15 protein-coding genes are annotated in these 12,188 nt (G+C 64.7%); all 15 read left to right on the top strand.

From position 1 onward, the window contains the following. Window positions 1-42 precede the first annotated feature (42 nt). The 15 genes from fliH (at window position 43) to flhB (ending at window position 12,106) form a co-directional block, all read left to right on the top strand. Window positions 43-825, top strand: coding sequence for a flagellar assembly protein FliH (gene fliH / locus MF6396_RS10825; RefSeq protein ID WP_058542054.1), 783 nt, complete (start codon window positions 43-45; stop codon window positions 823-825). Beyond that, window positions 815-2,173: a flagellar protein export ATPase FliI gene (gene fliI / locus MF6396_RS10820; RefSeq protein ID WP_043861807.1), complete on the top strand. Its 1,359-nt coding sequence runs from the start codon at window positions 815-817 to the stop codon at window positions 2,171-2,173. Before fliH ends, fliI begins: the two co-directional genes overlap by 11 nt. Before the next feature lie 6 nt (window positions 2,174-2,179). After that, window positions 2,180-2,632, top strand: a complete 453-nt coding sequence (fliJ, locus tag MF6396_RS10815) for a flagellar export protein FliJ (protein ID WP_043861808.1) — start codon at window positions 2,180-2,182, stop codon at window positions 2,630-2,632. Between the two features lie 90 nt (window positions 2,633-2,722). Continuing rightward, on the top strand, window positions 2,723-3,028 hold the full coding sequence (locus MF6396_RS10810) for an STAS domain-containing protein (RefSeq protein ID WP_043861809.1): 306 nt from the start codon (window positions 2,723-2,725) through the stop codon (window positions 3,026-3,028). Then, window positions 3,025-4,740: a fused response regulator/phosphatase gene (locus MF6396_RS10805; RefSeq protein WP_043861810.1), complete on the top strand. Its 1,716-nt coding sequence runs from the start codon at window positions 3,025-3,027 to the stop codon at window positions 4,738-4,740. Before MF6396_RS10810 ends, MF6396_RS10805 begins: the two co-directional genes overlap by 4 nt. A gap of 25 nt (window positions 4,741-4,765) precedes the next feature. Beyond that, window positions 4,766-5,131 (top strand): Hpt domain-containing protein, encoded by a 366-nt coding sequence (locus MF6396_RS10800; protein WP_078480280.1) that lies wholly within the window; start codon window positions 4,766-4,768, stop codon window positions 5,129-5,131. 71 nt (window positions 5,132-5,202) lie between these two features. Then, window positions 5,203-6,519 carry a flagellar hook-length control protein FliK gene (locus tag MF6396_RS10795; protein WP_043861812.1) on the top strand — a complete coding sequence of 439 codons (1,317 nt, stop codon included), beginning with the start codon at window positions 5,203-5,205 and terminating at the stop codon, window positions 6,517-6,519. 173 nt (window positions 6,520-6,692) lie between these two features. Next, a complete protein-coding gene (fliL, locus tag MF6396_RS10790; RefSeq protein WP_054915630.1) occupies window positions 6,693-7,190 on the top strand; it encodes a flagellar basal body-associated protein FliL in 498 nt (165 codons plus the stop codon). Between the two features lie 9 nt (window positions 7,191-7,199). Further along, a complete protein-coding gene (gene fliM / locus MF6396_RS10785; RefSeq protein WP_043861814.1) occupies window positions 7,200-8,168 on the top strand; it encodes a flagellar motor switch protein FliM in 969 nt (322 codons plus the stop codon). Window positions 8,169-8,216: 48 nt separating this feature from the next. Continuing rightward, the gene (gene fliN / locus MF6396_RS10780; protein ID WP_043861815.1) at window positions 8,217-8,687 is read left to right on the top strand and encodes a flagellar motor switch protein FliN; all 471 of its coding nucleotides are present in this window, start codon (window positions 8,217-8,219) and stop codon (window positions 8,685-8,687) included. Window positions 8,688-8,711: 24 nt separating this feature from the next. Beyond that, window positions 8,712-9,143: a flagellar biosynthetic protein FliO gene (fliO, locus tag MF6396_RS10775; RefSeq protein ID WP_370409109.1), complete on the top strand. Its 432-nt coding sequence runs from the start codon at window positions 8,712-8,714 to the stop codon at window positions 9,141-9,143. Next, complete coding sequence (fliP, locus tag MF6396_RS10770; RefSeq protein WP_054915628.1) at window positions 9,143-9,895, top strand: flagellar type III secretion system pore protein FliP; 753 nt, start codon at window positions 9,143-9,145, stop codon at window positions 9,893-9,895. The genes fliO and fliP overlap by 1 nt, the downstream gene beginning before the upstream one ends. An 18-nt stretch (window positions 9,896-9,913) precedes the next feature. Continuing rightward, the gene (gene fliQ / locus MF6396_RS10765) at window positions 9,914-10,183 is read left to right on the top strand and encodes a flagellar biosynthesis protein FliQ (RefSeq protein WP_043861818.1); all 270 of its coding nucleotides are present in this window, start codon (window positions 9,914-9,916) and stop codon (window positions 10,181-10,183) included. A gap of 7 nt (window positions 10,184-10,190) precedes the next feature. Continuing rightward, window positions 10,191-10,967, top strand: a complete 777-nt coding sequence (gene fliR, locus MF6396_RS10760) for a flagellar biosynthetic protein FliR (RefSeq protein ID WP_054915627.1) — start codon at window positions 10,191-10,193, stop codon at window positions 10,965-10,967. A gap of 2 nt (window positions 10,968-10,969) precedes the next feature. Beyond that, the gene (gene flhB, locus MF6396_RS10755) at window positions 10,970-12,106 is read left to right on the top strand and encodes a flagellar biosynthesis protein FlhB (RefSeq protein ID WP_054915626.1); all 1,137 of its coding nucleotides are present in this window, start codon (window positions 10,970-10,972) and stop codon (window positions 12,104-12,106) included. The last annotated feature ends 82 nt before the right edge of the window (window positions 12,107-12,188 follow it).

Here is a 12,188-nt window from a genome sequence, read left to right as displayed (position 1 = left end):
CGCCGACCACCCCGGCGCCTACCCAATTGAACGCGTGGAATCATGTCGACCAACGAGCACCTGAGTGAACTGATCCCCGCCCGCGACGTCGAGGGCTTCGACCGCTGGGCGCTGCCCAGCTTCGACCCGGAGCCGGAACCCGAGCCCGAACCCGAGCCGGAAATCGTCGAGGAAGTCGAAGAAGTGCCGCTGGAAGAAGTCCAGCCGCTGACCCTCGAAGAGCTCGAAAGCATTCGCCAGGAAGCCTACAACGAAGGCTTTGCCACCGGCGAGCGCGAAGGGTTTCACAGCACCCAGCTCAAGGTCCGCCAGGAGGCCGAAGTGGCCCTGAGCGCCAAGCTGGCGAGCCTGGAGCAGCTGATGGGCCACCTGCTCGACCCGATCGCCGAGCAGGACAACCAGATCGAGAAGGCCCTGGTGCACATGGTCAGCCGCATCACCCGCGAGGTGATCGGGCGTGAGCTGGCCACCGACTCCAGCCAGATCACCCACGTGCTGCGCGAGGCCCTCAAGCTGCTGCCGATGGGCGCCGAAAACATCCGCATTCATGTCAATCCGCAGGACTTCGAGCTGGCCAAGGCCCTGCGCGAGCGTCATGAGGAAAACTGGCGCCTGCTCGAAGACGACGCACTGTTGCCCGGTGGTTGCCGCATCGAGACGTTGCACAGCCGTATCGACGCCACCGTCGAGACCCGCATCGAAAAGGCCATGACCCAGTTGTTCGACCAGTTGCATGACCAGGGCCTGCACCCTGCCGCACCAGACTTGCACGTCGACCTTGCTGGCGACCCGGGCACCCGCGAGGCCACGCCCGATGCGCCTTGACCGCACCAGCTTCGGCAAGCGCCTGGGCACCTATGCCGAGGCCGTGAGCCTGCCGGCGCAGCCGGTGGTGGAAGGGCGGTTGTTGCGCATGGTCGGCCTGACCCTGGAGGCCGAGGGCCTGCGCGCTGCCGTCGGCAGCCGCTGCCTGGTGATCAACGATGACAGCTACCATCCGGTGCAGGTCGAGGCCGAGGTCATGGGCTTTGCCGGTGACCGGGTGTTTCTCATGCCGGTGGGCAGCGTTGCCGGCATCGCGCCCGGTGCGCGGGTGGTGCCGCTGGCCGAAAGCGGCCGCCTGCCGATGGGCATGAGCATGCTCGGTCGCGTGCTGGACGGTGCCGGCCGGGCGCTGGATGGCAAGGGCGGGATGAAGGCCGAGGACTGGGTGCCGATGGACGGCCCCACCATCAACCCACTCAACCGCGACCCCATCAGCCAGCCGCTGGACGTGGGCATTCGCAGCATCAATGGCCTGCTGACGGTGGGCCGTGGCCAGCGCCTTGGCCTGTTCGCCGGTACCGGCGTGGGCAAGAGTGTGCTGCTGGGCATGATGACCCGTTTCACCGAGGCCGACATCATCGTGGTGGGGCTGATCGGTGAGCGGGGGCGTGAGGTCAAGGAGTTCATCGAGCACATCCTGGGCGAGGAGGGCATCAAGCGTTCGGTGGTGGTGGCATCCCCTGCCGATGATGCGCCGCTGATGCGCCTGCGCGCCGCCATGTACTGCACGCGGATCGCCGAGTACTTTCGCGACAAGGGCAAGAACGTGCTGTTGCTGATGGATTCGCTGACCCGTTTCGCCCAGGCCCAGCGGGAAATCGCCCTGGCCATCGGCGAGCCGCCAGCCACCAAGGGCTATCCGCCTTCCGTGTTCGCCAAGCTGCCCAAGCTGGTGGAGCGCGCCGGCAACGGCGAGGCCGGTGGTGGCTCGATCACCGCCTTCTACACCGTGTTGTCCGAAGGCGACGACCAGCAGGACCCGATTGCCGACTCCGCGCGGGGCGTACTCGACGGCCATATCGTGCTGTCCCGGCGCCTGGCCGAAGAGGGGCACTACCCGGCCATCGATATCGAGGCTTCGATCAGCCGGGTCATGCCGCAGGTGGTCAGCCCCGAGCAGATGACCCAGGCCCAGCAGTTCAAGCAGCTCTGGTCGCGCCTGTCGCAAAGCCGCGACCTGATCAGCGTGGGTGCCTATGTGGCTGGCGGCGACCGCGAGACGGACCTGGCGATTTCCCTGCAACCCAAGCTGGTGCAGTACCTGCGCCAGGGGCTCAATGAAAACGTCAGCCATGAGCAGAGCCGCGATGAACTGGCGGCGGTGTTCGCCCCAGCGGCTTCGGGCTGATAACCGATGGCCCTGCCAAGTCGTGCCGCGCGCCTGGTGCCGGTGGTGGAGATGGCCGAGGAGGCCGAGCGCAAGGCTGTGCAGCGCCTCGGGCATTTCCAGCAGCAGGTGAGCATGGCCGAAACCAAGCTCCGGGAACTGGACCAGTTTCGCAGCGAGTACCAGAACCAGTGGATGGAAAAGGGCGGCCAGGGCGTTTCAGGCAGCTGGCTGCTGGGCTATCAGCGCTTTCTCAGCCAGCTGGACACCGCCGTGGCCCAGCAACACCAGAGCCTGGTGTGGCACCAGACCAACCTCAACAACGCACGGGCCACCTGGCAGCAGGCCTACGCCCGGGTCGAGGGCCTGCGCAAGCTGGTACAGCGCTACCGCGATGAAGCCCGCATGCTCGAGGACAAGCGCGAGCAGAAGCTGCTCGACGAATTGTCCCAGCGATTGCCGCGCCACGATCGCTTCTAGCACGGCATTGGTCGGCGCAGGTTGCCCAGGGGCGGGCGGGCTGCTAAACCTGTGGTGTCTGCAATCGCCATGATCGAAGGAGTCGAGCATATGGCCGTGGAGCACGATCTATCGCCGGATGGGAACAGCCTGACGATCAGGGTCAAGGGACGGTTCGATTTCGGCAAGCACCAGGCGTTTCGTGAATGCTACGAGCGCGAGCCAGTACCTTCCAAGGGCGTGGTCGTCGACTTGAAGGACGCCACCTATCTCGACAGCTCCGCCCTGGGCATGCTCCTGCTGCTGCGTGACCACGCCGGCGGCGACGATGCGTATATACGGGTGATCAACGCCAGCTCCGACGTTCGCAAGATCCTCGCCATCTCCAATTTCGACAAGCTGTTCGAGATCACTTGAGCGACCTCGTGAACGAGCAGTCGTCGCTGACCGTGCTGATTGCCGAAGATGGCGCCACCGACCGCCTGTTGCTGGCGCGCATCGTGCGCGAGCAGGGGCATTCGGTGATCACGGCCGAGAACGGTGCGCAGGCAGTGGCGCTGTTTGCCGAGCTGCGTCCGCAACTGGTGCTGCTCGACGCGCTGATGCCGGTGATGGACGGCTTCGAGGCGGCTCGCCAGATCAAGCTGATGGCTGGCCAGGCGCTGGTGCCGATCATCTTTCTTACCTCGCTGAGTGAGGAGCAGGCCCTGGTGCGTTGCCTGGAGGCTGGTGGCGACGACTTTCTGCCCAAGCCTTATCGCCCGGTGATCCTGGCCGCCAAGATCAAGGCGATGGATCGCCTGCGTCGCCTGCAGGCGACCGTGCTGGAGCAGCGCGACGAGCTGGCGCGCCACCACGGTCACCTGCTCAACGAGCAGCGGGTGGCCAAGGCGGTGTTCGATCAGGTCACGCATTCGGGGTGCCTGAATGCGCCGAACATCCGCTACCTGCAATCTCCCTATGCGCTGTTCAACGGCGACCTGCTGCTGGCGGCGTTCACGCCGACCGGTGAAATGCATGTGCTGCTTGGCGACTTCACTGGCCATGGCCTGCCGGCTGCAGTGGGCGCCATGCCGTTGGCCGAGGTGTTCTACGGCATGACCGCCAAGGGCTACGGCCTGGCCGAAACCTTGCGCGAGATGAACGCCAAGCTCAAGCGCATCCTGCCGGTCGACATGTTCTGCTGCGCAATGATGCTCAGCCTGAGTTTCGAACGACGCCTGGCCGAGGTATGGAACGGCGGCATGCCGGACGGCTACCTGCTGCCCGCGGCCGGTGGCGAGCCCCAGGCGCTGGTGTCGCGGCACTTGCCCTTGGGGGTGCTGGCGCCGGAGCGTTTCGACGAGCACCCCGAGGTGGTATCGCTGGCGTTGGGGGATCGTCTGTTCCTGCTGTCCGATGGGGTGGTGGATACCTGCGACCAGGATGAGCAGCTGTTCGGGGTGGAACGCCTGCGCCAGGTGTTTGCGCGCAACCGTGCGCCGCAGCACCTGTTCGAGGATGTGCTGCAGGCGCTCGAAGACTTTCGCGGCCAGTCCCGCGACGATGTCAGCATGCTCGAGATCAGTGTGGTCGAGCCACAGACACTGGCCCCGCCGCCGCTTGTCTATTCGGACAGCGGCCAGTCCAGCCCACTGGACTGGTCGCTGTCGTTCGAGTTTCGCGCGCAGACCCTCAAACGCTTCAACCCCTTGCCCTATCTGTTGCAGGTACTGCAGGAAATACACGGCCTGCGCCCCCAGAGCGGTGCGCTGCACAGCGTGCTCAACGAGCTCTACACCAATGCACTGGAGCACGGTGTGCTGGCCCTCGACTCGGCCCTCAAGCGCGACGCCCAGGGGTTTGCCGCCTATTATCAGGAGCGCAGCCGACGCCTGCAGGCATTGCAGGAAGGTTACATACGCTTGCACCTTCAGGTTGAACCCGTAGCGGGTGGCGGGCGTCTGGTGATTGAGATCGAAGATAGCGGCAGTGGCTTCGATGTGGGTACAGTGCTGGCCCGACCGGTGTTGGAGCAGCGGTTGTGCGGGCGTGGCCTGAGCCTGATCCGGCGTTTGAGCCGTCACGCCGAATGGGCCGACGGAGGGCGCAGGGCCCGCGTGGAGTTCGCCTGGGTGGCTCTGGCATAATTGAACTTGATCAAGGAGTGAGCAAGTGTCCGATCAGCGTATCGATAACAAGGTAGTGGGCGAGTTGCGGGAGGTCATGGGTAGCCAGTATGCCGAGTTGCTGGAGACCTTCCTGGCCGATTGCGAAAAGCGCATGGTGCAACTGCGCGACGCCCGCTCCCCCCGGCAGCTGAGTGAGGCTGCCCACAGTTTCAAGGGTAGCTGCAGCAACATGGGCGCCACCGACCTGGCCGAGTTGTGTCGGCAGCTGGAAGTGCGCGTGATGGAGCAGCCGGCACACGGCATCGAGGACCTGATCAGCCAGATCAGGTGCGAGTACCTCGAAGTGCGTCCCTTCTATGTCGCCGAGTTGGAGCGCGTGTCGCCGCAGGCGGTCAGGCATCCTGTGTAGCGCAAACCTGGCGCGACTCTTGCAGTCTCTTCGCTATTCAAGTTCGCGCTTCTGTAGTGGAGACCCTTCCCATGCCTGTCGCTTCAAACCCGCTGCTGCAACCGTCCGCCGTGGCCAAGGCCTCGCGCACGGCTGCGCCAGCGCCCGAAAAGGTGCCCCAGGTCGCCAATGACAAGGCTGCGGGCTTCTCCAAGGTGTATGCCGATCAGTCCCGCGACAAGCTGCCGGCCAAGGCGGATGTGCCCAATGCCGACAAGGCGGGCGTTGCAGCCGGGGCGGCAAATGCCGGCAAGACGGCGACCGATCAGGAGCGCACTGTTGCCGACAGCGGCAATTCATTGCCTGAACAGAAGCCGGTATCGGACGAGTCGACGCCAGTTGCCGATGACCTTCAACTGCTCGATTCGAGCCTGGTGGCGGGTCAGGTTACTGACGCCCAGGCCGGTGCACAGCTGATCCAGGCTCAGGCCGAAGCGGTGGCCCCAGTGGTGCAGGCGGCTGCCGCACAGTTGCAGGCCCAGGTGCAGGCCCCGGCCGTCGCGCCGCAGCCACCGGCCCCGGAAGAACCCGCTTTCGACCCGGCCGGCGACGTGCTCGAGGACCTGCCGGCATTGCGCCTGGCCCTGGAGCAGAACGCCCAGGCCCAGGGCACCACCTCTGCCCATGCCAGCAAGCCGACCACGGCGCAACCCGAAGCCACCCAGGGCCAGCCTGCCGTCAATACCCTGGCGGCCATGCTCGACCCGCGTCAGGCCGATCCGGGCGACAGCGAGCCGGGCGAGAAGGGCTTCAGCAACCTGCTCGATGACGGCCTTAAGGACCTCAAGGGCGCCTCCAGCGATACCCGTGTCGATGACTTTGCCGAGCGCCTCAGCGCGCTGACCCAGGCTGCGACGCCCAAGACCGCCAATGCGGTGCCGGTGGCGATGCCGCTGAACCAGCCGCTGGCGATGCACCAGGGTGGCTGGACCGAAGGCCTGGTCAATCGCGTGATGTACCTGTCCAGCCAGAACCTGAAGTCGGCTGAAATCAAGCTGGAGCCAGCCGAGCTGGGGCGCTTGGACATTCGCGTGCACATGACACCCGAGCAGCAGGCGCAGATCACCTTCACCAGTGGCAACGTGGTGGTGCGCGAAGCGCTGGAAAACCAGGCCAGCCGGCTCAAGGAAATGTTCGCCGAACAGGGCCTGGCGCAACCTGACGTGAACGTGGCCGACCAGTCCCGCGAGCAGCAGCAGGGCTCGCAGGACGGCACCTCGAAGCTCAGCGGCGTGGCCGCGCGTCGCAATGAAGGCGCGGGCGGCGAAGAGGCCGACGCCGACGCGGCGGCCCAGCCGGTGGAGCGACCGGTGGTGCTGGGGTCCAGCGCGGTCGATTTCTACGCCTGATTGCACGGGTAGGGCTGGGCGTTGCGGGGCGGCTGCCCAGCCCTTCACGGATGAATCTGCCCCTGCGTTCGTCGCCTTCCTCAATCGGGCCGGTGTGGCCCGCAAATCTGGCATAACACTTGCTCAACCCTCGCCATGTGGGACAAACCTCTTGTGAGTGACGGATTATTGGCATGGCGAAGAGCGAAGCAGTGAAAGACCCCGCCGTAAAAGGCAAACTCAAGCTGATCCTGCTGCTGGTGCTGGCATTGCTGCTGGCCATCGGCTTGTCGGTGGGCGCCACCTGGTTCTTCCTGCAAAGGGGCGACAGCAAACCTCAGGTCGACCCGGCAACCGTCAGCAACGTCAGGCCTGCGGCCATCTACGAGCCGCTGGCGCCAGCCTTCGTCGTCAACTTCAACCAGAACGGTCGTCAGCGCTACATGCAGGTGAGCATCACCATGCAGGGGCGCGACCAGGCTGCGCTGGATGCGCTGAAAGTGCACATGCCGGTGATCCGCAACAACCTGGTGATGCTCTTCTCCGGCCAGCCGTTCGACTCCCTGGCGACCCCGGTCGGCCAGGAGATGCTGCGCCAGAAGGCCACCGCCAGCGTGCAGGAAGTGGCCCAGAAAGAAGTCGGCAAGCTGGTGATCGACCAGTTGCTGTTCACCAATTTCGTATTGCAGTAGGAGCCCAAGATGGCCATGCAGGACCTGCTGTCCCAGGATGAGATCGATGCCCTGCTGCACGGCGTCGACGACGGGCTGGTGCAAACCGATAGCGGCGCCGACCCCGGCAGCATCAAGAGCTACGACCTGACCAGCCAGGACCGGATCGTGCGCGGGCGCATGCCGACCCTGGAAATGATCAACGAACGTTTCGCCCGGTATACCCGCGTGAGCATGTTCAACCTGCTGCGCCGCTCGGCGGATGTGGCAGTGGGGGGCGTGCAGGTGATGAAGTTCGGTGAGTACGTGCACTCGCTGTACGTGCCCACCAGCCTCAACCTGGTGAAGATCAAGCCGTTGCGCGGCACCTCGCTGTTCATCCTCGATGCCAAGCTGGTGTTCAAGCTGGTGGACAATTTCTTCGGCGGTGACGGTCGTCACGCCAAGATCGAGGGTCGCGAGTTCACGCCCACCGAATTGCGCGTGGTGCGCATGGTGCTGGACCAGTGCTTCGTCGACCTCAAGGAAGCCTGGCAGGCGATCATGCCGGTCAACTTCGAGTACATCAACTCGGAGGTCAACCCGGCCATGGCCAACATCGTCGGCCCGAGCGAGGCGGTGGTGGTGTCCACCTTCCACATCGAACTCGATGGCGGTGGCGGCGACCTGCACGTGACCATGCCCTACTCGATGATCGAGCCGGTGCGCGAAATGCTCGACGCGGGCTTCCAGTCCGACCTGGACGACCAGGACGAACGCTGGATCAAGGCCCTGCGCGAAGACGTGCTGGACGTCAGCGTGCCGATCAGCGCCACCGTGGCACGCCGCGAGCTGCGCCTGCGCGACATCCTGCACATGCAGCCGGGTGATGTGATCCCGGTCGAACTGCCGGACGAGCTGGTACTGCGCGCCAATGGCGTACCGTCGTTCAAGGCCAAGTTGGGCTCGCACAAGGGCACGCTGGCATTGCAAGTAACCGAGCCGATCGAGCGCCGCTGATCGGTACCCTGGCTTTAACACTGAATTGATTGCCCCGTCGAGGACAAGATGGCTGACGAAAACGATATCACCTCCATGGAAGACCAGGCCCTGGCCGATGAGTGGGCAGCAGCCCTGAGCGAGACCGGCGACGCCGGCCAGTCCGACATCGACGCGTTGTTGGCGGCTGACGGCGGCAGCAGTGCCGGCTCGCCCAACCGCCTGCCGATGGAAGAATTCGGCAGCTCGCCCAAGGGCAACGATGCAGTGACCCTGGACGGCCCGAACCTGGACGTGATCCTGGATATTCCGGTGAGCATCTCGATGGAAGTGGGCAGCACCGAAATCAACATCCGCAACCTGCTGCAACTGAACCAGGGTTCGGTGATCGAGCTGGACCGCCTGGCCGGCGAGCCGCTGGACGTGCTGGTCAACGGCACCCTGATCGCGCACGGCGAGGTGGTGGTGGTGAACGAGAAGTTCGGCATCCGCCTGACCGACGTGATCAGCCCGAGCGAACGCATCAAGAAGCTGCGCTGAGTGAAGCGTCTTCTGCAAGCGGGGCTGACCGGGGTCGGCCTGCTCTGGCTCGACCTGGCACTGGCGGCACAGCCCGCGGCCACGACAGCCGCGGCGACCACGGCAGCAGCCGGCAGTGCCAGCGGGCAGTTGGGCCGTCTGGTGCTGGGGTTGTTGCTGGTGCTGGGCCTGATCTTCTTTCTCGCCTGGCTGCTGCGCCGGGTGCAGAACGTGACGCCGCGTGGCCAGCAGGTCATCGAGATCGTCGGCACGCGCGTGGTCGGCCCGCGTGATCGGCTGCTGCTGGTGCAGGTGGGCAACGAACAGATACTGATCGGTCATACGCCGGGCAGCCTTACCGCGTTGCATGTGCTGGCCGAGCCGGTGCAGGTACCGGCCAGCGCCCGCCAGGCTACGCCCGAATTCGCCCAGCGCCTGATGGAGCTGCTGGGCAAGGATCAAAAGGACAAGTCGTGATGGGCGCATTGCGCATGCTGTTGACCCTGCTGCTGATGTTCGCAGCGCCGCTGGCCCTAGCCGCCGACCCGCTGTCGATTCCGGCGATCACCCTGTCCAACGGGGCGGATGGGCAACAGGAGTACTCGGTCAGCTTGCAGATCCTGCTGATCATGACGGCGCTGAGCTTCATTCCGGCGTTCGTGATCCTGATGACCAGCTTCACCCGGATCATCATCGTGTTCTCGATCCTGCGCCAGGCCCTGGGCCTGCAGCAGACGCCGTCGAACCAGATCCTCACCGGCATGGCGCTGTTCCTGACCCTGTTCATCATGGCGCCGGTATTCGACCGGGTGAACAAGGATGCCCTGCAGCCGTACCTGGCCGAGACCCTGTCGGCCCAGGACGCGGTGGCCAAGGCCCAGGTGCCGCTCAAGGACTTCATGCTGGCGCAGACCCGCGAGAGCGATCTCGACCTGTTCATGCGCCTGTCCAAGCGTACCGATATCGCCACGCCGGACGAGGCGCCGTTGACCATCCTGGTACCGGCCTTCGTCACCTCCGAACTCAAGACCGCGTTCCAGATCGGCTTCATGATCTTCATCCCGTTCCTGATCATCGACCTGGTGGTGGCCAGTGTGCTGATGGCCATGGGTATGATGATGCTGTCGCCGCTGATCATCTCCCTGCCGTTCAAGATCATGCTGTTCGTGCTGGTGGATGGCTGGGCGTTGATCATGGGTACCCTGGCCGGCAGTTTCGGTGGCGTCTAGCGCGCCGAGGAGAACAACATGACCCCAGAAGTTGCTGTCGACCTGTTCCGCGATGCGCTGTGGCTGACCACCATGATCGTGGCTGTGCTGGTGGTGCCGAGCCTGCTGGTGGGCCTGATGGTGGCCATGTTCCAGGCCGCCACCCAGATCAACGAACAGACCCTGAGCTTCCTGCCGCGCCTGCTGGTGATGCTGATCACGCTGATCGTGGCCGGGCCCTGGCTGGTGCAGAAGTTCATGGAATACATCCTGTCGTTGTACGGCAGCATTCCCCAGTTGATCGGCTGAGCGCGCGATGCTCCAGTTGACCGATGCGCAGATCGCCACCTGGGTGGCGAGCTTCATCCTGCCGCTGTTTCGCATTGCCGCCGTGCTGATGACCATGCCCATCATCGGGACCAAGATGGTGCCGGGGCGCATCCGCCTGTACCTGGCCCTGGCGATCACCGTGGTGGTGGTGCCGGGCCTGCCGCCGATGCCCGAAGTCAATCCGCTGTCGCTCAGCGGGCTGCTGCTGATTGCCGAGCAGATCCTCATCGGTGCGGTATTCGGCCTGTCGCTGCAGCTGTTCTTCCAGATATTCGTAGTGGCCGGGCAGGTGGTGGCCATCCAGATGGGCATGGCCTTCGCTTCCATGGTCGACCCGGTCAACGGCGTCAACGTGGCGGTGGTCAGCCAGTTCCTGAGCATGCTGGTGACGCTGCTGTTCCTGTCGATGAACGGGCACCTGGTGGTGTTCGAGGTGATCACCGAGAGCTTCACCACCTTGCCGGTGGGCACCGGCCTGATGGTCAACCACTACTGGGACCTGGTCGGGCGGCTGAGCTGGGTGCTGGGCGCGGCGCTGCTGCTGGTGCTGCCGGCGATCACCGCGCTGCTGGTGGTGAACATCGCCTTCGGCGTGATGACCCGTGCAGCGCCGCAGCTGAACATCTTCTCCATCGGTTTCCCGTTGACCCTGGTGCTGGGGCTCGGGATTTTCTGGGTTGTCCTGGCCGACATCCTTTCCCATTACCAGGCGCTGGCCTCCGAGGCCCTGCAGTGGCTGCGTGAGCTGGCGAGGGCGAGCTGAGCATGGCAGAGAGCGAAAGCGGTCAGGACAAGACAGAAGACCCCACGGAGAAAAAGAAGAAGGACGCCCGCGAGAAGGGCGAGATCGCCCGTTCCAAGGAGCTCAACACGGTGGTGGTGACCCTGGCCGGGGCCGGTGGCCTGTTGGTGTTCGGTGGTGGCCTGGCCGAAGTGCTGATGGACATCATGCGCATCAACTTCACCCTGTCGCGCGACACGCTGATCGACGAGCGCTCGATGGGCACCTTCTTGCTGGCCTCGGGCAAGATGGCCCTGATGGCGCTGCAGCCGGTATTGCTGGTGGCGCTGATCGTGGCCTTCATCGGGCCGATTTCGCTGGGTGGCTGGCTGTTTGCCGGCGGCACCCTGGCGCCCAAGTTCAGCCGCATGAACCCGCTGTCGGGGATCAAGCGCATGTTTTCCCTGAACGCACTGACCGAGCTGCTCAAGGCCCTGGCGAAGTTCTTCGTGATCCTGATCGTGGCGCTGGTGGTGTTGTCGTCGGACCGTGACGACCTGCTGGCCATTGCCAACGAGCCGCTGGAGCAGGCGATCATCCACAGCGTGCAGGTGGTGGGCTGGAGTGCCCTGTGGATGGCCGCCGGCCTGTTGCTGATTGCCCTGGTGGACGTGCCGTTGCAGCTGTACCAGTCGCACAAGAAGCTGCTGATGACCAAGCAGGAGGTGCGCGACGAGTACAAGAACAGCGAGGGCAAGCCGGAGGTCAAGCAGCGTATTCGCCAGCTGCAGCGCGAGATGTCGCAGCGGCGCATGATGGCGGCGATCCCCGATGCCGACGTGATCATCACCAACCCGACCCACTATGCGGTGGCGCTCAAGTACGACCCCGAGAAGGGCAATGCGCCGACGCTGCTGGCCAAGGGCACCGATTTCCTGGCGCTGAAGATTCGCGAAATCGCCAATGCCCACAACATCCAGGTTCTGGAATCGCCGGAGCTGGCGCGTTCGATCTTCTACTCCACCGAGCTCGAGGAAGAGATCCCGGCCGGCCTGTACCTGGCCGTGGCCCAGGTGCTGGCCTACGTGTACCAGATTCGCCAGCACCGGGCGGGCAAGGGCAAGGCGCCGGAGCCGCTCAAGGATCTGCCGATTCCGCCGGACCTGCGCCGCGATTCCTGAACCGTTTGAGCTCTTCCCGTCGGCGCCGAGGTGCCGGCCCCTTCGCTGCAGGAGCCGGCAGTGTCGGCGAAGGTCGCGTCAC

It is taken from the genome of Pseudomonas sp. MF6396 (assembly GCF_002018915.1).
Classification (GTDB): Bacteria; Pseudomonadota; Gammaproteobacteria; order Pseudomonadales; family Pseudomonadaceae; genus Aquipseudomonas; species Aquipseudomonas palmensis.
This window is presented reverse-complemented; position numbering and strand designations above follow the sequence as displayed.

What these genes read in the sequence shown, in the direction of transcription:
- MF6396_RS10795 (WP_043861812.1), top strand. Translation starts at nt 5,203, where the DNA reads ATGCCTGTCGCTTCAAACCCGCTGCTGCAACCGTCCGCCGTGGCCAAG.
- fliR (WP_054915627.1), top strand. Translation starts at nt 10,191, where the DNA reads ATGCTCCAGTTGACCGATGCGCAGATCGCCACCTGGGTGGCGAGCTTC.
- fliP (WP_054915628.1), top strand. Translation starts at nt 9,143, where the DNA reads ATGGGCGCATTGCGCATGCTGTTGACCCTGCTGCTGATGTTCGCAGCG.
- MF6396_RS10810 (WP_043861809.1), top strand. Translation starts at nt 2,723, where the DNA reads ATGGCCGTGGAGCACGATCTATCGCCGGATGGGAACAGCCTGACGATC.
- flhB (WP_054915626.1), top strand. Translation starts at nt 10,970, where the DNA reads ATGGCAGAGAGCGAAAGCGGTCAGGACAAGACAGAAGACCCCACGGAG.
- fliI (WP_043861807.1), top strand. Translation starts at nt 815, where the DNA reads ATGCGCCTTGACCGCACCAGCTTCGGCAAGCGCCTGGGCACCTATGCC.
- fliQ (WP_043861818.1), top strand. Translation starts at nt 9,914, where the DNA reads ATGACCCCAGAAGTTGCTGTCGACCTGTTCCGCGATGCGCTGTGGCTG.
- fliJ (WP_043861808.1), top strand. Translation starts at nt 2,180, where the DNA reads ATGGCCCTGCCAAGTCGTGCCGCGCGCCTGGTGCCGGTGGTGGAGATG.
- fliL (WP_054915630.1), top strand. Translation starts at nt 6,693, where the DNA reads ATGGCGAAGAGCGAAGCAGTGAAAGACCCCGCCGTAAAAGGCAAACTC.
- fliM (WP_043861814.1), top strand. Translation starts at nt 7,200, where the DNA reads ATGGCCATGCAGGACCTGCTGTCCCAGGATGAGATCGATGCCCTGCTG.
- fliN (WP_043861815.1), top strand. Translation starts at nt 8,217, where the DNA reads ATGGCTGACGAAAACGATATCACCTCCATGGAAGACCAGGCCCTGGCC.
- fliH (WP_058542054.1), top strand. Translation starts at nt 43, where the DNA reads ATGTCGACCAACGAGCACCTGAGTGAACTGATCCCCGCCCGCGACGTC.